Here is a 16,396-nt window from a genome sequence, read left to right as displayed (position 1 = left end):
AAATAATCACTGTGAGGGCTACCCGATGTCAGAACATGCTCAACCCCTGGGCGCGTCTATGGACGCGAGCACCCGCAACGACTCAAAGAAGGTCATCTTCGCCTCGTCCCTGGGGACGGTGTTCGAGTGGTATGACTTTTTCCTCTACGGCGCCCTGGCGGCGGTGATCAGCAAGCAGTTCTTTGCCGGGGTCAACGACACCACGGCGTTCATCTTTGCCCTGATGGCCTTTGCGGCCGGCTTTGTAGTGCGGCCGTTCGGCGCGCTGGTGTTTGGCCGACTGGGCGACATGATCGGGCGCAAATACACCTTTTTGGTCACCATCATCCTGATGGGCGTGGCGACCTTCTGCGTCGGGCTGTTGCCGACCTACGCCAGCATCGGCATTGCCGCGCCGATCATCCTGATCGTACTGCGCATGCTGCAAGGCCTGGCGCTGGGCGGTGAATATGGCGGCGCAGCGACCTACGTGGCGGAACATGCGCCCGCCGGCAAACGCGGCTTCCACACCAGTTGGATTCAATCCACCGCGACCCTCGGCCTGCTGCTGTCGTTGCTGGTGGTGCTGGCCTGCCGTTACTTCACCGGTGACCAGTTCGAAGTGTGGGGCTGGCGCATTCCGTTCCTGTTCTCCATCGTGCTGCTGGGTATTTCCACCTGGATCCGCATGAGCCTGCATGAATCGCCGGCGTTCCTGAAAATGAAAGAGGAAGGCAAGGCCAGCAAGTCGCCAATCCGCGATTCATTCGGCAAATGGGAAAACCTCAAGATCGTGCTGATCGCCCTGTTCAGTATCAACGGCGGCCAGGCGGTGACCTTCTACGCGGCGCAGTTCTATGTGCTGTTCTTCCTCACCCAGTTCCTGAAAATGGACCCGGCTTTGGCCAACATGCTGTTGATCATCAGCGTGGTCATTGGCGCGCCGTTCTTCATCTTCTTCGGCTGGCTGTCGGACAAGGTGGGCCGCAAGCCGGTGCTGATGCTCGGCCTGCTGCTGGCGACCGCGCTGTACTTCCCGATCTTCAAGAGCCTGGCGCACTACACCAACCCGGCGATGGACCAGGCCAGTCACCAGGCCCCGATCACCGTGCTGGCCGACCCGGCCACTTGCACCTTCCAGTTCGATCCGGTGGGCAAGGCCAAATTCGACAGCCCGTGCGACAAGGTCAAGACCTTCCTGGTCAAGCAAGGCCTGCCCTACAGCAGCGCCGCCGCACCTGCCGGCAGCCCGGTGCAAGTGAGTGTGGGCGACGTGCGTATCGACGGGTTCGACGAAAAAGCCCTGCGCGGCGCCGTGACCCTGGCCGGCTACCCGTCTTCGGCGGATGTGGCGCAGGTCAACAAGACCATGGTGGTGGTGCTGATCGTGGCGCTGATCCTGATTGCCGCCATGTGCTACGGCCCGCTGGCGGCGCTGATGGTGGAACTGTTCCCGACGCGCATCCGCTACACCTCGATGTCCCTGCCCTACCACATCGGTAACGGTTGGTTTGGCGGGTTCCTGCCGACCGTATCGTTTGCCTTGGTGGTGTACACCGGCGATATCTTCTACGGCCTGTGGTACCCGGTGGTAGTGACCGGGGTAAGCCTGATCGTGGGGATGTTCTGCCTGAAAGAAACACGGCACGTGGATATCGATAACAACTGACCCGATCTCCTGAACACTGGAGATCCCCCTGTGGGAGCGGGCTTGCCCGCTCCCACAGTCATTTCATGGCGCCACACAAATTGCTGTACATCCATACAGATAATGGTTGATCAAAGCCCTCCAACTGAGCATTCTGCAAGGCATCAACCCAATCTGATGTGATGACCATGCGGCTGTACCTCTGTGAAAAACCCTCCCAAGCCAAGGATATCGCGGCCGTGCTCGGCGCCAGCCGCCGTGGCGACGGGTGCTGGCTGGGCAACGGGGTCACGGTCACCTGGTGCATCGGCCACCTGCTCGAAACCGCCCCACCTGACGCCTACGACGCCAAGTACAAACGCTGGGTGCTGGCCGACCTGCCCATCGTCCCGGAAAAATGGAAAATGCGGGTCAAGCCCAAGACCGCCAGCCAGTTCAAGGCGGTCAAGCGCCTGCTGGGGGAAGCCCAGGAACTGGTGATCGCCACCGACGCCGACCGCGAAGGCGAGATGATTGCGCGCGAGTTGGTGGAGCATTGCCGCTATCGCGGGCCGATCCAGCGGCTGTGGCTGTCGGCCCTCGACGATGCCTCCATTCGCAAGGCCCTGGCAGCCCTCAAGCCCGGCGCCGAGACCTTCAGCTTGTATCACTCGGCCCTGGGTCGCTCTCGCGCCGACTGGTTGATCGGCATGAACATGAGCCGTCTGTTTACCCTGCTCGGGCGTCAATCCGGCTACCAGGGCGTATTGCCCGTAGGCCGTGTGCAAACACCAACCCTGCGCCTGGTGGTGGACCGCGACCGCAGCATTGCCGATTTCGTGCCGGTGGCTTACTGGGCTATCGATGTCGACTTGCGCCACGACCGCATCACCTTCACCGCCCAATGGCGCGCAGCCGAGGATGCGTGTGATGACCAGGGCCGTTGCCTCAACCCGCAACTGGCGCGTGACGCAGCCGATGCCATGGCCAATGCCGCTACCGCACGGCTGGTGAAACTGCGTACCGAGCGCATGCGCGAAGTCGCTCCCCTGCCCTTTGACCTGGGCACCCTGCAGGAAATCTGCTCGAAGAAACTGGGACTCGGCGCGCAGGAAACCCTGGATATCGCCCAGTCGCTGTATGAAACCCACAAAGCCATCACCTACCCCCGTAGCGATTGCGGCTACCTGCCACTGAGCCAGCACAGTGACGCACCGAAGATTCTTGCTGCGCTGGGGCGCGCTGATGCAGCCGTAAACGAACTGATGCCACATATCGACCCGCAACGCCGCTCACGGGCGTGGAACGACGCCAAGGTCAGCGCCCACCACGGCATCATCCCTACCGGCGCCGGCAAGGATGTCGGGCAGCTCACCGGTAAGCATCGTGCGGTCTACACCCTGATTCGTGCGCGCTACCTGGCGCAATTCCTGCCCAACCATGAGTACGATCGCACCCAGGCAGATTTTGAGTGTGCAGGCCAAGCGTTACGCGCGGTGGGCAAGGTAGTGATCGAGCCAGGCTGGAAACGCGCCTTGCCCGAAGCCCTGGCGCCGGCCAAGGGGCGCGAAGCCCCCGCCCCCCAGGCGCTGCCGACATTGGCGCAGGGCCAGGACTACGCGGTGGCCAAGGTCAACCTCAAGGACCTGTGGACCCAACCGCCCAAGCCCTTTACCGAAGGCGACCTGATCAAGGCCATGAAGAACGTCGCCAAGCTGGTGGAAGACCCGCTGCTCAAGCAAAAGCTCAAGGACACCACCGGCATCGGCACCGAGGCCACTCGCGCCGGCATTATCCAGGGCCTGCTGGACCGTGGTTACCTGGTGAAGAACGGCAAGGCACTGTCGGCCACACCGGCGGCATTCAGCCTGATCGACGCGGTGCCCCGTGCCATCGCCGACCCCGGCACCACCGCAATCTGGGAGCAGGCCCTGGACATGGTGCAAAGTGGCGAAATGAGCCTGGAAGAATTCGTCGCCAAACAGGCGGCCTGGATGAGCAAGCAAGTGGCGCGCTGCAATGGCATGCGCATGACCATCAGCGGCCCGGCCAGCCCGGCAGGTCGAGGTGCCACGCCGTGGAAAAACAAACGTAAAAGCGCGCCACGCAAAACGGCAGCCAGCCCCAAGCGCGCTAAAAAGCCGACAAATGCTGGGTAAGCAGCGAAAAAATCCGGCGAATGACGTTTTTCGACGGGTTTGACGCCGCTTTGGACCTTGCCCCAGCGTGGGCCGTCTAGGATTCTGTAAGGGGACCCTGACTCACCAATAACAATACCGGAGTGGCCGCCATGAAAACCGTTGCACAAGTGCTCAAAGCCAAGGACCAGAAAAACCAGGACGTCCATACCATCAAGCATGACCATACCGTGTTTGAAGCACTGGTCCGGATGTCGGAGAAAAACGTCGGGGCCTTGCCGGTCGTACAGGATGGCGTGGTGGTGGGCATCATCAGCGAACGAGATTACGCACGCAAAATCATGCTCAAGGGGCTGTCATCGGTCACCACCAAGGTCCATGAGGTAATGAGCTCTCCAGTCATCACCGTCGACACCCATAAAAAAGTCGATGAGTGCATGAACATCATGACCGACAGTCACCTGCGCCACCTGCCCGTGGTCGAAGACGGCAAACTGCTGGGCCTGCTGTCCATCGGCGACCTGGTGAAAGAAGCCATTGCCGACCAGGCGGACCTGATCAGACAACTGGAGCAGTACATCCGCGGCGAATAGGGGAACACATGCTCGATACGCTGGAACATCAAGAAGACCACCTCGACACCCTGCAACGGGCCATGGCCGGACGGCGCTTCCTGGTGCTGACCGGTGCGGGGATCAGCACATCCTCGGGCATTCCCGATTACCGCGACAGTGAAGGCGTGCGTCGAGGCAAGGCGCCAATGATGTACCAGGAATTCCTCGCCACCCCGCAGGCACGGCGCCGTTATTGGGCCCGGGCAATGCTGGGGTGGCCGAGGGTACGTATCGCGCAACCGAACCAGGCGCACCTGGCGCTGGCGACGTTGCAGCAACGTGGGCGTATCAGCGGGCTGATCACGCAAAACGTCGACACCCTGCATGACCAGGCCGGCAGCCATGATGTGATCGAACTGCACGGCAGCCTGCACCGGGTGCTGTGCCTGGATTGCCAGCTGCGCAGCGAGCGCGGTGTGATCCAGCGGCAGATGGAAATCGACAACCCCTACCTAGCGCAGGTGCATGCGGTGCAGGCACCGGATGGCGATACCTTGCTCGATCCTGCGTTTGAAGAACATTTCCAGGTTCCCCGCTGCCCCCATTGCAATGGCGAGCGCTTGAAGCCCGACGTAGTGTTTTTTGGCGAGAACGTGGCGCCGGCGACAGCCGCCAGGGCAATGAATGCGGTTGAGCATGCCGAGGGGTTGCTGGTAGTGGGCTCATCGCTGATGGCTTATTCGGCGTTTCGCCTGTGCAAAGCCATGGTCGAACAGGGCAAGCCCGTGATTGCCATCAACCTGGGCAAGACTCGCGGGGATGAGCTGTTGCAAGTGAAGATCGAGGCGTCGTGCGAGCGACTGTTGCCGCTGTTGACCGATCGTTTGCAATAACCCATTCACCACGGATTAAAACCGTTATCGCCGGCAAGCCGGCTCCTACAGTGTTTTGTGTTGAATTCGTCCTCTCGGCTCTACGACTCACCCCTCCAGAAAATGACGCCCAAGTCACGTTTTCCCGCATTCTCCCGTCCCCACGGCAATTTATGTAGTGAGCAAAAATAATCACTACATAACCGTTGACGTAACGTTTTTGTCCTTGCATTATCGAGACGTCTCCCGGATCGGGAGCGTTGGCAACACGTGTTTTGAACAAGCTCGTCTGACCGCCGAGCTGTTTTTTCCGGATGTGCACTGCCCACAAGGCGGATTGATGAAGCTGACCGGCCCGAAGGGCTCGGTACAAGGCGCTCAAATGCGGCTTGTCTTCGTTATGAAAGCATTGCGTAGCAGTTCATCAGCAAGACTACATGCATCAGGTTCAAGACCCTGCCCGTATTCGGCAGACAGACGCTGACGCCCGGTTTTCGGAACCGGAGACAACTAAGCAGTATTAATGAATCAACTGATAGATCGCCAACTGGTCAAGGGGCTTACATATGAATCTGAACAACCAACCAACTATCGATGAATTGGCTGAGATGTTCGCAGCGCAGAAAGACACACTCGACGACCATATCCTGTGGATTGGCAAATCGGGCGAAGTCCAAATTGACTGCCTGGCGCCCCACACCGAAGAAGCCGAGTTCGACCGCAATAACCGCGAACTGGCGGCGCGCCTGAAGATGTACCGCCGCGGCCAGGGTTATGTCGGCAAGAAAGCGGCGGCCGATCGCAACTTTATCGAGCAGGTCTTCCACACACTTAATACCGAATGGCAGAACCTCAAGGGCCAATCGCACGTTAAAGTGATTGATAGATACTGCTGATAAATACTAATTAGCTTATTAAGTCCGCTCGGTTAGCCGAGCGGGCTTTTTTATTGCCATCATTCTTTTACTGTCCACATAACTTTGTAGGCGCCGGCTTGCCGGCCATGCCTTTCTTGGTTGTACGGCCAGACACAGGACCGCTATCGCCGGCAAGCCGGCTCCTACAGGGGTCAGAGTGGGAAGCGACCTTTTGCGGCTTCGTCGCGGAAAATATCAAACAGCACCTGTGCCGCCGCCGACAGTTCATGTCCCGGCTTGGTCAGCACGCCAATGGGGCGCTCGATGACCGGGTCGGTCAAGGTAATGCAGTGGGCGCCCGCCTCTTCCATCTGCTGCGCGCACAACGCCGGCACCGCGCTGACGCCCAGGCCGCTGGCAACCATCTTGCCGACTGTCGCCAATTGATGGCTTTCCAAAGCGACCGGTAGCTTCATCTGTAGCGCGCCCAGGTGTTCCTCCAGCATCACCCTTACCGTGGACGGCCGTTGCAAGGTGATGAATGGCTGCTCCAGCAAGGTTTTCCAATCGATTTCGGCACACTCGGCCAACGGCGAATCACCGGGCACCACGGCAATGAAGCGGTCCAGGTACAACGGGGTGAACGCCAAAGATGACCCGTCTGATGGCTCGAACGCCACGCCCAGTTCTACCTGGCGGTCGCGCACCATCTCCAGCACTTGCTCGTTGATCAAGTCATGCACCGTGACATTCACCTGCGGGTACCGGGCACGGAATATCTTCAGGATCGGTGGCAACAGGTTGCCCGCAAACGAGGGCATCGCCGCCACCGTGACCCGCCCACGCTGCAGGGTGAAGCGCTGGCGCAGTTCGTCCTCGGCATTGTCCCAATCGGCAATCAACCGGCGAGCCAGGGGCAGCAGGGATTCACCTTCAGGAGTCAGCGCGACATTGCGCGTATTGCGGCTGAACAGGCGCCCGCCCAGGCCTTCTTCCAGGCCCTTGATGGTCAGGCTCAGCGCCGACTGGGAAAGGTGCAGGCGCTCGCAGGCGGCGGCAAAACTCAGGCTCTGGGCCACGGCGAGAAACGCCCGCATCTGTTTGACTGTCATGGCGCGTCTCCAAACGGCTAGGCAACTATGCTGTTTTTTAAATCAATCAACCTTAAAAAACAACTTAACAAATCAATCCGACGGAGCAACACTCGGTCCATTGGCTGGCCCACAAACAATAAAAGAGGTGCATATGGCAGGTTTCGATAAACGCGTGGCGTCCTATGAAGAAGCGCTGGCAGGCCTGGAAGACGGCATGACCGTGCTTTCCGGTGGCTTTGGCCTGTGCGGTATTCCGGAAAACCTCATCGCCGAGATCAAGCGCAAAGGCACCCGCGACCTGACCGTGGTCTCCAACAACTGCGGCGTCGACGGCTTTGGCCTGGGCGTGCTGCTCGAAGAGAAGCAGATCAGCAAGGTAATCGCGTCCTACGTCGGCGAAAACGCGCTGTTCGAGAAGCAGTTGCTCAGCGGCGAAATCGAAGTGGTGCTGACCCCCCAAGGCACCCTGGCCGAAAAAATGCGCGCTGGCGGTGCCGGCATCCCGGCTTTCTTTACCGCCACCGGCGTCGGCACCCCAGTCGCCGAAGGCAAGGAGACCCGCGAATTCAACGGTCGTCCGTACCTGATGGAAGAATCCATCACCGGCGACTTCGCCATTGTCAAAGGCTGGAAAGCCGACCACTTCGGCAACGTCATCTACCGCCACACCGCCCAGAACTTCAACCCGCTGGCCGCCACCGCCGGCAAGATCACCGTGGTCGAAGTCGAGGAAATCGTCGAACCGGGCGAGCTGGACCCGGCGCAGATCCACACCCCTGGTATCTACGTCGACCGGATCATCTGCGGCACGTTCGAGAAGCGCATCGAACAGCGCACCGTGCGCAAATAATCCGCCCCCAGCCCGAACAATAAGGACACATAAAAATGGCTCTTACCCGCGAACAAATGGCTCAACGCGTCGCCCGCGAAATGCAGGACGGTTACTACGTCAACCTAGGCATCGGCATTCCGACCCTGGTGGCCAACTACATCCCCGAAGGCATGGAAGTGATGCTGCAATCGGAAAACGGCCTGCTGGGCATGGGACCGTTCCCGACCGAAGAGACCATTGATGCCGACATGATCAACGCCGGCAAGCAGACCGTGACCGCGCGCATCGGCGCGTCGATCTTTTCCTCCGCCGAGTCCTTCGCGATGATCCGTGGCGGCCACGTCGACCTCACTGTGCTTGGCGCGTTTGAAGTAGACGTACAAGGCAACATCGCCTCATGGATGATCCCCGGCAAGCTGGTCAAAGGCATGGGCGGCGCCATGGACTTGGTGGCCGGTGCGGAAAACATCATCGTGATTATGACCCACGCCTCCAAGGATGGTGAGTCCAAGTTGCTCAGCCAGTGCAGCCTGCCGCTGACCGGTGCCAACTGCATCAAGCGCGTGCTGACGGACCTGGCGTACCTGGAAATCGAAAATGGCGCTTTTGTCCTCAAGGAACGCGCACCTGGCGTCAGCGTTGAAGAGATTGTGAGCAAGACCGCCGGTAAACTGATCGTCCCGGACCACGTTCCAGAAATGCACTTCCAGTGAGGACAGATTCCATGCAAGACGTCGTGATTGTTGCTGCTACCCGCACCGCCGTGGGCAGCTTCCAGGGTTCGCTGGCGAACATTCCGGCACCGGAACTGGGCGCTGCCGTAATCCGTCGCCTGTTGGAACAGACCGGCCTTGACCCCGCCGAAGTGGATGAAGTGATCCTCGGCCAAGTGCTCACCGCAGGCAGCGGCCAGAACCCGGCGCGCCAGGCTTCGATCCTTGCCGGCCTGCCTCATGCTGTGCCGAGCCTGACCTTGAACAAAGTCTGCGGCTCGGGCCTCAAGGCCCTGCACCTGGGCGCCCAGGCCATCCGTTGCGGTGACGCCGAGGTGATCATCGCCGGCGGCATGGAGAACATGAGCCTGGCTCCGTACGTGCTGCCCGCCGCGCGCACCGGTTTGCGCATGGGCCACGCCAAGATGGTCGACAGCATGATCACCGACGGTCTGTGGGACGCGTTCAACGATTACCACATGGGCATCACCGCCGAGAACCTGGTGGACAAGTACGGCATCAGCCGTGAAGCCCAGGACGCGTTCGCCGCGGCGTCCCAGCAAAAAGCCGCCGCCGCCATCGAGGCCGGGCGTTTTGTCGATGAAATCACGCCCATCCTGATTCCCCAGCGCAAAGGCGATCCAGTGGCCTTCGCCGTGGATGAACAGCCACGCGCCGGCACCACTGCCGAGTCACTGGCCAAGCTCAAACCAGCGTTCAAGAAAGACGGCAGCGTCACCGCCGGCAACGCTTCCAGCCTCAACGACGGCGCCGCTGCGGTGCTGCTGATGAGTGCCGACAAAGCCAAGGCCCTCGGTTTGCCAGTGCTGGCACGTATCGCCAGCTATGCCAACGCCGGCGTCGACCCCGCCATCATGGGCATTGGCCCGGTCTCGGCCACCCGCCGTTGCCTGGACAAAGCCGGCTGGAGCCTGGGCGACCTGGACCTGATCGAAGCCAACGAAGCCTTCGCCGCGCAATCCCTGGCAGTGGGCAAAGAGCTGGAATGGGACGCCGATAAGGTCAACGTCAACGGCGGCGCCATCGCCATTGGCCACCCGATCGGTGCCTCAGGCTGCCGCGTGCTGGTGACGCTGCTGCATGAAATGATCAAGCGCGATGCCAAGAAAGGCCTGGCGACCCTGTGCATCGGCGGCGGCCAGGGTGTAGCCCTCGCCCTCGAACGCATCTGATTCAAAGAGCAACACGGAAAAGGCCTGGTTCCACGAAAACCAGGCCTTTTCTTTATTGTTTTCACTGAGGTTGCGGCACCGCAAACACCGCATTCGCCCGCGCCACCACCTTCTCCCCCACCTGCAGGCTCACCGTGGCAAACGCCATCTGCCGCCCGCGTTTGTGATGTTCCAGGCGTACCACAATCCACTCCCCCACCTGCACCGCGCCCAGGTAATCCAAGGTCATGCTCGCGGTAATCAACGGCAATGGCGGCTCGCTGGAAAACGCCATTGCGTAACCCATGCCGATGTCCGCCAGGGTCGCCAATACCCCGCCATGCACGGTGCCGCGGCCATTGGCGTGGCGATTGTCGGCGCGCAGGCCGATTTCCAGTTGCAGGCCCTCCCCCCGGCAATACGCCGGGCCGAGCAGATCCAGCAATGGACTGCTGCGGGGCAATGAAACAAAACCTTCAGGTACGGCGTGAGTGATCATGGCGGATTCTTCCCTGGAGTGAAGGTTGAGATGTACGCCTGGCCGCAAGCAGCGGCCATTACCATCCACCGCGCAAATCCCCCGCGATGCTTTGCGTTAATCCACCAGACCCGCTTTAATCGCCGCATCAACTCCCTCAAGGAACTGCAATGCGCCATCCGGACGGCAAATCCCCCGCACTTCGTGCCCCTCTTTTGACACTGCTGGCCGGCTTGGCCCTGGTTGGCTGCTCGCCCAGTGACCACTCGCGCACGCGGGTGATCAACGGCGAACAAAGCCGTGCCGGCGCGCAATTGGCCTACGAACACGAACTGAGTCTGGCCCTTCCCGGCGCCTTGCTTTCACCGCGCATGCAGGCCACTCGCGAAGCCTGCGAGACCGCGCGTTTTGGCGCCTGCAATATCCTCGGCATCACCGAAAACGACAGCGGCGGCCAGATCATCCTGCGCATCGCGCCGACCGGCGTGGAGCCGATGGTCACGATGGCCGCTGAAGGTGGCAAACTCGGCCAGCGCATCACCACAGCCGAAGACCTGGCCGATGCCGTTGCCGATGTGCGCCGTCGCCAGGACCGTCTGCAAGCCCAGCAGCAACGCCTCGACGAACTGGCCAAACGCAAGGACATCACCGTCAGTGACCTGATTGCCTTAAGCAAGGAACAGGCGGGCATTGAAAACGAACTGCAGGAACTGGCACAGGTTGCCGCCGGCCAGCAACGCCGCCTCGATACCAACCGTGTGACCCTGAACTTCCGCTCCTCCGATGGTGCAAACCAGCAGTCGAGGTTCAGCCGCATGTTCAGCAGCTTGGGCGACAACCTGGTGGACGGCACTGCCGACGCCCTGGAGCGGTCGGCCTATGTACTGCCGTTCGTGATCCTGGCGTTTCCGGTGGTGTGGTTGTGGGTGTGGCTGTGGCGCCGCTTTGTTGTGAAGAGCCGCCCTATGGTGAGCGGGCTTGCCCCGCGCTGGGGTGCGAAGCACCCCCAGAATGAGCCGCAGAGTGACACCTGAAAGTCCTCAGTGTCTTTGATTGGGGCTGCTACGCACCCCAGCGCGGGGCAAGCCCGCTCACCACAAAGCTGATCAGCGCTTCATGCACCGCTGATAACGTTCATCCACCCGCTTGGCGAACCAGGCGGTAGTGAGATTGCGGGTGATTTTGGGGCTCTTGAGCACGATGCCCGGCAGGATCGCCCGCGGCATCGGCTTGCCCGCCACCTTGTCGGCCAGGGCAAACACGCGCTTGTAGAGGGTGGTGTCTTCAAAGTCCAGTTGCTCGCCTTGCTCCAACTGGCTGCGGATGCTGGGGTTGCGCATGTCCAGCTTCGCACCCAATGAACGCACCGCCAACTCGGTAGTGCCCGGCAGCAGTGAACCGTAGCGAATCAGATCCCCATCCAAGGCCAGGTCGGTGCCCGAGGCACGGCTGACGGCAGCCTGGAACGCGGCATTGCGGCTGGCGTACCAGCCGGCATTGAAGTCGGCAAAGCGATACAACGGCTGGTCATAGTTAACCGGATAGCCGAGCAAATGCGCGATGCCGAAGTACATGCCGCCCCGGCGGGTGAACACTTCGCGGCGAATACTGCCGTCCACCGTGTAGGGATAACCCCGTGCCTGTTTCTGCGCAAACTCGATACTCACCTGCATCGGGCCGGCGGTGTGCACCGGGTTGAACCCGCCAAACAGCGTGTTGCCCAGGGGCACCATGCTGATGAAGTCGTCGAAGATGCCGCTCAGGTCCTTCTCCGTGCGCGCCGCGCTCAGGCGGTCGGCGTAGGTCTTGCCGGTGGGCGAGCGCAGTTGCAGCGCGCTGCGCACGACAAAGGCCGGCACGTGGATTTTCCCGGCGCGCCGCAGGATCTCGTCCTGGGCGATCTTGCCCATGTTCGGCACAGGCGGGTCGACCTGGTAGGTGGACTCCTGCTCGGTGACCGCCAGCACCGCACAGATATTTTCCGTGCTGGGGTAGATTTTCTGGGTGTCGAAGGCGGTGTAGATGTCCTGGGCCCAGCCATTGCGGTCCGGCACCTTGGCCGGCAGCAGGCGCACAATCTGCGCCTTCACCTCAGCCTCGCTGCGCTCCGGCTGTTGCGGGTTGCGTGTGGTGGAGCAACCGGCCAGTACCAGTAAAGTGGCAAGGCACAGGATCAGGCGGCTTGGGTACATGGCGCTTCCTTGGGTGGCGACGGGCCGGGCATTGCAGATATCGACCGGTAAGTCTAACCAGGGTTCGCCCACCTTGCGCGCTCGCCAGTGACCCGCAAAACGCAGAATTGGTTGCGCCGCAGCTTTGCGACAACCTTTGCGGGGTTGGAATTGAACCTGACGTTCACACAGCGCTGACACCCCACAAAACCGTAGGAGCTGGGTTGCCGGCGATACAGGCACCTCGGTCTTTCAGTAACACCGAGGTGATGCTATCGCCGGCAAGCCAGCTCCTACAGTGGAGGTACGTTTAGATGCCGGCCAATGCCAGATCCATCGCGAAGTAGGTGAAGATCAAATCCGCACCCGCGCGCTTGATCGAGCCCAAGGTCTCACGTACCACACGATCCTCATCAATCGCGCCGGCCTGGGCGCCGAATTTGATCATCGCGTACTCGCCGCTCACCTGATACGCCGCCACCGGCAGGCGCGAGGCTTCGCGGATGTCACGGATGATGTCGAGGTAGGCACCGGCAGGCTTGACCATCAGCGCATCCGCGCCCTCCTGCTCGTCCAGCAGCGATTCACGCACGGCTTCGCGGCGGTTCATCGGGTTCATCTGGTAGCTTTTGCGGTCGCCCTTGAGCGCGCTGCCGCCGGCTTCGCGGAACGGGCCGTAGAGGGCCGAGGCGAACTTGGTGGAATACGCCATGATCGGGATATGGGTGAAACCGGCATCGTCCAGGGCACGGCGAATCGCCTGGACCTGGCCGTCCATCGCCGCCGACGGGGCGATGACGTCGGCACCGGCACGGGCCGCCGCCACGGCTTGCTTGCCGAGGTTGACCAAGGTCGCGTCGTTGTCGACATGGGCACCGTGCATCACGCCGCAGTGGCCGTGGTCGGTGTATTCGCAGAAGCAGGTGTCGGACATCACGATCATCTCAGGCACGGCGTCCTTGATGATCGAGGACATGCGCGAGACCAGGCCGCGTTCTTTCCAGGTGTCGCTGCCGCTGGCGTCCAGGTGGTGGGACACGCCAAAGGTCATCACCGACTTGATACCGGCACGGGCGTAGCGCTCGATCTCGCCGGCCAGTTTCTTCTCAGGGATGCGCAATACGCCCGGCATGCTGGTGATCGGCACGAAGTCGTCGATTTCTTCTTCGACGAAGATCGGCAACACCAAATCGTTGAGGGTGAATTCGCTTTCCTGGAACAAGCCCCGCAGCTCCGGGGAGCGGCGCAGGCGGCGTGGGCGGGCTTGGGGGAACTGGCTGGTCATGGCAATCCTGAAAAAATGGCAGAAAACGAAAATAGTGGGGCGAAAGCTTATGCCTCAAGGCCCCCGCAGCACAAACGCCGAGGGGCCAACAGTGTATTGCGCGGGTCGTAACAATTTATTGATCTAGAGCTGTACACGCCCATCGATGCACGCCGCCACGGCGCCACCGACCCAGATTTCATCGCCCTGGCGCTCAACGTGAATCCGCCCCGCGCGCCCGATGGCCGTGCCTTGGCTGACCACGTAGCGCTCGGGTGCCAGGCCCTCGCCGAGCAACCATTGCGCAAGCCCGGCGTTCAAGCTGCCGGTGGCCGGGTCTTCCTGGGCGCCGTCGCCTGCAATAAAGGCGCGCACCTCAAATTGCGTGTCCACTTCGTCGCGGGTGGGGTCGCAAGGGGCGATCACGCCCACGGCCAGGCCGAGCAGTTGCGCGTAGTCCGGCTGCAGGTCCAACACCTGGTTACGCTCGGCCAGCATCACTGCCAGCCAGCCCGCGCCGTTATCCACCCACTGGCTGCGCACAATCGCGTCGGGCGCCAACCCCAGCGCCAAGCGCACGCGCTCTATCACAGCGGCCTCCACCGGGCCGGAGCGCATCAACGGTGGCGCGATAAACGCCAGCTCATCACCTTGACGGCGGATACGCACCAGGCCAATTTCGCACTCCTGGATGATCTCCTCGCCTTTCGGGATACCGCCTGCCTGCAGCCACGCGTGACAACTGCCCAGCGTAGGGTGCCCGGCGAACGGCAATTCCTTCAAGGTGGTGAAAATGCGCACCCGGTAGTCAGCCCTGGGATCGCGGGGTGCGAGCAAGAACGTGGTTTCGCTGAGGTTGGTCCAGTTGGCAAAATCCGCCATCTGCTGGTCGCTCAGGCTGTCGGCACCGAACACCACTGCCAGCGGGTTGCCCTTGAGCGGCACCCGGCTGAACACGTCGAGCTGTTTGAAATCGAAAGTCGGCATGTTCAACCCGGAATATTCAGGCCACGGATCACCGCCGGCCGTGCGACGAAACCGTCCAGCGCGCGCAGTACATTGGGGAAATCAGCGATACCCACCAGGTCACCCGATTCGTAGAAGCCGATCAGGTTGCGGATCCACGGGAAGGTCGCGATGTCGGCGATGCTGTACTCATCGCCCATGATCCAGGTACGGCCCAGCAGGCGTTTTTCCAGCACGTCCAGCAGGCGGCGGGATTCGGCGGCGTAGCGGTCGCGGGGGCGCTTGTCTTCGTAGGCCTTGCCGGCGAATTTGTTGAAGAACCCCAGTTGGCCAAACATCGGTCCGATACCGCCCATCTGGAACATCAGCCACTGGATCGTTTCATAACGCGTGGCCGGGTCTTCGGAGAGCAACTGGCTGGTTTTCTCCGCCAGGTAGATCAGGATCGCGCCAGACTCGAACAACGCCAGCGGCTGGCCGCTGGGGCCATTGGGGTCAATGATCGCGGGAATCTTGTTGTTCGGGTTCAGGGACAGGAACTCGGGCGATAGCTGGTCCTGCGTCTCGAAGCTGACCTTGTGCGCTTCAAAGGGCAGGCCCAGTTCTTCGAGCATGATCGACACTTTTACCCCGTTGGGGGTTGGCAGCGAGTACAGTTGCAGGCGCTCAGGATGCTGGGCGGGCCATTTGCTGTTGATCGGGAATGCAGCGAGTGGGTTCATCGGGAAATCCCTGTGCAGAAAGGCCCCATCATAGTCATCCCGGCGATGTCCTGCATGGGTCATCAATACGCAACAAGCGCTGGCTATTCTCCCGCGTGGGCGAACCAATAAGCCCTTGCGCACTCTTAAGTGCGCTCAATCGGTGAACGGAGGCACCTCGCCATATCGACAGGGAACACCGCAGGACGCTTGTAGCGTCACTGGGGCCGGGCTTGTCCGCCCTCACCCGATGCACTGAAGACTCGACACTCATGACAATCAAGCCTCTGTGCCTTGCGCTGCGCCTGAAACGATATTCATACATCATGTTGCCGCTGCTGCTGGTCGGCGGCGCCATCGGTCTCACCCTGGAGTCGCGCATCAGCCGTGCCGAACAGGTGGACGGCGTGCAAACCCTGGTGTTCCTGCGCCACGCGGAAAAACCCGCTGGCGGCCTGGGCCAACTCAATTGCCAGGGCCTCAACCGTGGGATGAACCTGGCCACGGTGCTGCCGGAAAAATTCGGCAAGGCCGATTTCGTCTTCGCCGCCAACCCGACCCGCAATGTGGAAGAAGGCGAGCTGGACAATTCCTACAGCTACATCCGCCCCTTGATGACCATCAGCCCCAGCGCCATTAAGTTGGGCCTGCCGGTGAACATCAAGTTTTCGGCCAACGACACGAGTGACCTCGCCGACGAGTTGGTGGAAGACAAGTACCATAACGCCACGATCTATACCGCCTGGTCACACGGGTACCTGCCTGAGTTGATCAACAAGGTGGCGAGTGAAGCTTCGGGGGAAAAGCACACGATTACCGAAGACTGGTCCGGTAGCGACTACGACACGCTGTATGTGCTGACGCTGACTTGGCACAACGGCAAGGCTTCGCTGCTGAGCCGCAATTACAAGCAAGGCTTGAACAACGGTGATGAGAGCTGCCCGGATCCTACACAGGTGAGCGCAGATTCCTGAAGGC

General features: G+C 61.1%; 16 protein-coding genes. 10 read left to right on the top strand and 6 right to left on the bottom strand.

What is annotated here, in order from left to right:
* The first annotated feature begins 25 nt into the window (after nt 1-25).
* The 5 genes from AC0IYN_RS21605 (at nt 26) to AC0IYN_RS21585 (ending at nt 6,066) form a co-directional block, all read left to right on the top strand.
* Complete coding sequence (locus AC0IYN_RS21605) at nt 26-1,648, top strand: MFS transporter (RefSeq protein ID WP_406596300.1); 1,623 nt, start codon at nt 26-28, stop codon at nt 1,646-1,648.
* 167 nt (nt 1,649-1,815) lie between these two features.
* A complete protein-coding gene (locus tag AC0IYN_RS21600) occupies nt 1,816-3,765 on the top strand; it encodes a DNA topoisomerase III (RefSeq protein WP_406596299.1) in 1,950 nt (649 codons plus the stop codon).
* Between the two features lie 131 nt (nt 3,766-3,896).
* Complete coding sequence (locus tag AC0IYN_RS21595; RefSeq protein ID WP_406596298.1) at nt 3,897-4,337, top strand: CBS domain-containing protein; 441 nt, start codon at nt 3,897-3,899, stop codon at nt 4,335-4,337.
* Nucleotides 4,338-4,345: 8 nt separating this feature from the next.
* A complete protein-coding gene (locus AC0IYN_RS21590; RefSeq protein ID WP_406596297.1) occupies nt 4,346-5,191 on the top strand; it encodes an NAD-dependent protein deacetylase in 846 nt (281 codons plus the stop codon).
* A 545-nt stretch (nt 5,192-5,736) separates the two neighbouring features.
* Entirely contained in the window at nt 5,737-6,066 is a 330-nt protein-coding gene (locus AC0IYN_RS21585) for a hypothetical protein (RefSeq protein ID WP_016977362.1), read from the top strand.
* 173 nt (nt 6,067-6,239) lie between these two features.
* Here AC0IYN_RS21585 and AC0IYN_RS21580 read toward each other — a convergent pair whose 3' ends face one another.
* Nucleotides 6,240-7,139 (bottom strand): LysR family transcriptional regulator, encoded by a 900-nt coding sequence (locus AC0IYN_RS21580; protein WP_406596296.1) that lies wholly within the window; start codon nt 7,137-7,139, stop codon nt 6,240-6,242.
* Nucleotides 7,140-7,272: 133 nt separating this feature from the next.
* Here AC0IYN_RS21580 and AC0IYN_RS21575 point away from each other — a divergent pair, with 133 nt between their 5' ends.
* The 3 genes from AC0IYN_RS21575 to AC0IYN_RS21565 are packed head-to-tail and all read left to right on the top strand — an operon-like array spanning nt 7,273 to nt 9,859.
* Entirely contained in the window at nt 7,273-7,971 is a 699-nt protein-coding gene (locus AC0IYN_RS21575; RefSeq protein ID WP_010211319.1) for a CoA transferase subunit A, read from the top strand.
* Between the two features lie 35 nt (nt 7,972-8,006).
* The gene (locus AC0IYN_RS21570) at nt 8,007-8,666 is read left to right on the top strand and encodes a CoA transferase subunit B (protein WP_078047819.1); all 660 of its coding nucleotides are present in this window, start codon (nt 8,007-8,009) and stop codon (nt 8,664-8,666) included.
* Nucleotides 8,667-8,677: 11 nt separating this feature from the next.
* The gene (locus tag AC0IYN_RS21565) at nt 8,678-9,859 is read left to right on the top strand and encodes an acetyl-CoA C-acetyltransferase (RefSeq protein WP_406596295.1); all 1,182 of its coding nucleotides are present in this window, start codon (nt 8,678-8,680) and stop codon (nt 9,857-9,859) included.
* Between the two features lie 61 nt (nt 9,860-9,920).
* Here AC0IYN_RS21565 and AC0IYN_RS21560 read toward each other — a convergent pair whose 3' ends face one another.
* Nucleotides 9,921-10,337 (bottom strand): PaaI family thioesterase, encoded by a 417-nt coding sequence (locus AC0IYN_RS21560; RefSeq protein ID WP_095016884.1) that lies wholly within the window; start codon nt 10,335-10,337, stop codon nt 9,921-9,923.
* 149 nt (nt 10,338-10,486) lie between these two features.
* On the opposite strand from AC0IYN_RS21560, the gene AC0IYN_RS21555 reads away from it, so the two are divergent.
* On the top strand, nt 10,487-11,350 hold the full coding sequence (locus AC0IYN_RS21555) for a DUF4349 domain-containing protein (RefSeq protein ID WP_457267515.1): 864 nt from the start codon (nt 10,487-10,489) through the stop codon (nt 11,348-11,350).
* Between the two features lie 72 nt (nt 11,351-11,422).
* Here the strand turns inward: AC0IYN_RS21555 and AC0IYN_RS21550 are convergent, their stop codons facing one another.
* The 4 genes from AC0IYN_RS21550 to AC0IYN_RS21535 form a co-directional block, all read right to left on the bottom strand.
* A complete protein-coding gene (locus AC0IYN_RS21550) occupies nt 11,423-12,508 on the bottom strand; it encodes a DUF1615 domain-containing protein (protein ID WP_457239921.1) in 1,086 nt (361 codons plus the stop codon).
* A 289-nt stretch (nt 12,509-12,797) separates the two neighbouring features.
* Complete coding sequence (gene hemB, locus AC0IYN_RS21545) at nt 12,798-13,772, bottom strand: porphobilinogen synthase (protein WP_016977356.1); 975 nt, start codon at nt 13,770-13,772, stop codon at nt 12,798-12,800.
* Between the two features lie 123 nt (nt 13,773-13,895).
* Nucleotides 13,896-14,738: a PhzF family phenazine biosynthesis protein gene (locus tag AC0IYN_RS21540; RefSeq protein WP_406596291.1), complete on the bottom strand. Its 843-nt coding sequence runs from the start codon at nt 14,736-14,738 to the stop codon at nt 13,896-13,898.
* A gap of 2 nt (nt 14,739-14,740) precedes the next feature.
* Entirely contained in the window at nt 14,741-15,439 is a 699-nt protein-coding gene (locus tag AC0IYN_RS21535; RefSeq protein WP_457247494.1) for a glutathione S-transferase N-terminal domain-containing protein, read from the bottom strand.
* Nucleotides 15,440-15,690: 251 nt separating this feature from the next.
* Between AC0IYN_RS21535 and AC0IYN_RS21530 the strand changes: the two genes are divergently transcribed.
* On the top strand, nt 15,691-16,392 hold the full coding sequence (locus tag AC0IYN_RS21530; RefSeq protein ID WP_471843122.1) for a histidine phosphatase family protein: 702 nt from the start codon (nt 15,691-15,693) through the stop codon (nt 16,390-16,392).
* The last annotated feature ends 4 nt before the right edge of the window (nt 16,393-16,396 follow it).

This window comes from Pseudomonas sp. AC112, assembly GCF_979253545.1.
The sequence above is the reverse complement of the archived record's forward strand: the minus strand, read 5'-3'. Positions and strand labels throughout refer to the sequence as shown.

What these genes read in the sequence shown, in the direction of transcription:
- AC0IYN_RS21605 (WP_406596300.1), top strand. Translation starts at nt 26, where the DNA reads ATGTCAGAACATGCTCAACCCCTGGGCGCGTCTATGGACGCGAGCACC.
- AC0IYN_RS21600 (WP_406596299.1), top strand. Translation starts at nt 1,816, where the DNA reads ATGCGGCTGTACCTCTGTGAAAAACCCTCCCAAGCCAAGGATATCGCG.
- AC0IYN_RS21595 (WP_406596298.1), top strand. Translation starts at nt 3,897, where the DNA reads ATGAAAACCGTTGCACAAGTGCTCAAAGCCAAGGACCAGAAAAACCAG.
- AC0IYN_RS21590 (WP_406596297.1), top strand. Translation starts at nt 4,346, where the DNA reads ATGCTCGATACGCTGGAACATCAAGAAGACCACCTCGACACCCTGCAA.
- AC0IYN_RS21585 (WP_016977362.1), top strand. Translation starts at nt 5,737, where the DNA reads ATGAATCTGAACAACCAACCAACTATCGATGAATTGGCTGAGATGTTC.
- AC0IYN_RS21580 (WP_406596296.1), bottom strand. Translation starts at nt 7,139, where the DNA reads ATGACAGTCAAACAGATGCGGGCGTTTCTCGCCGTGGCCCAGAGCCTG.
- AC0IYN_RS21575 (WP_010211319.1), top strand. Translation starts at nt 7,273, where the DNA reads ATGGCAGGTTTCGATAAACGCGTGGCGTCCTATGAAGAAGCGCTGGCA.
- AC0IYN_RS21570 (WP_078047819.1), top strand. Translation starts at nt 8,007, where the DNA reads ATGGCTCTTACCCGCGAACAAATGGCTCAACGCGTCGCCCGCGAAATG.
- AC0IYN_RS21565 (WP_406596295.1), top strand. Translation starts at nt 8,678, where the DNA reads ATGCAAGACGTCGTGATTGTTGCTGCTACCCGCACCGCCGTGGGCAGC.
- AC0IYN_RS21560 (WP_095016884.1), bottom strand. Translation starts at nt 10,337, where the DNA reads ATGATCACTCACGCCGTACCTGAAGGTTTTGTTTCATTGCCCCGCAGC.
- AC0IYN_RS21555 (WP_457267515.1), top strand. Translation starts at nt 10,487, where the DNA reads ATGCGCCATCCGGACGGCAAATCCCCCGCACTTCGTGCCCCTCTTTTG.
- AC0IYN_RS21550 (WP_457239921.1), bottom strand. Translation starts at nt 12,508, where the DNA reads ATGTACCCAAGCCGCCTGATCCTGTGCCTTGCCACTTTACTGGTACTG.
- hemB (WP_016977356.1), bottom strand. Translation starts at nt 13,772, where the DNA reads ATGACCAGCCAGTTCCCCCAAGCCCGCCCACGCCGCCTGCGCCGCTCC.
- AC0IYN_RS21540 (WP_406596291.1), bottom strand. Translation starts at nt 14,738, where the DNA reads ATGCCGACTTTCGATTTCAAACAGCTCGACGTGTTCAGCCGGGTGCCG.
- AC0IYN_RS21535 (WP_457247494.1), bottom strand. Translation starts at nt 15,439, where the DNA reads ATGAACCCACTCGCTGCATTCCCGATCAACAGCAAATGGCCCGCCCAG.
- AC0IYN_RS21530 (WP_471843122.1), top strand. Translation starts at nt 15,691, where the DNA reads ATGACAATCAAGCCTCTGTGCCTTGCGCTGCGCCTGAAACGATATTCA.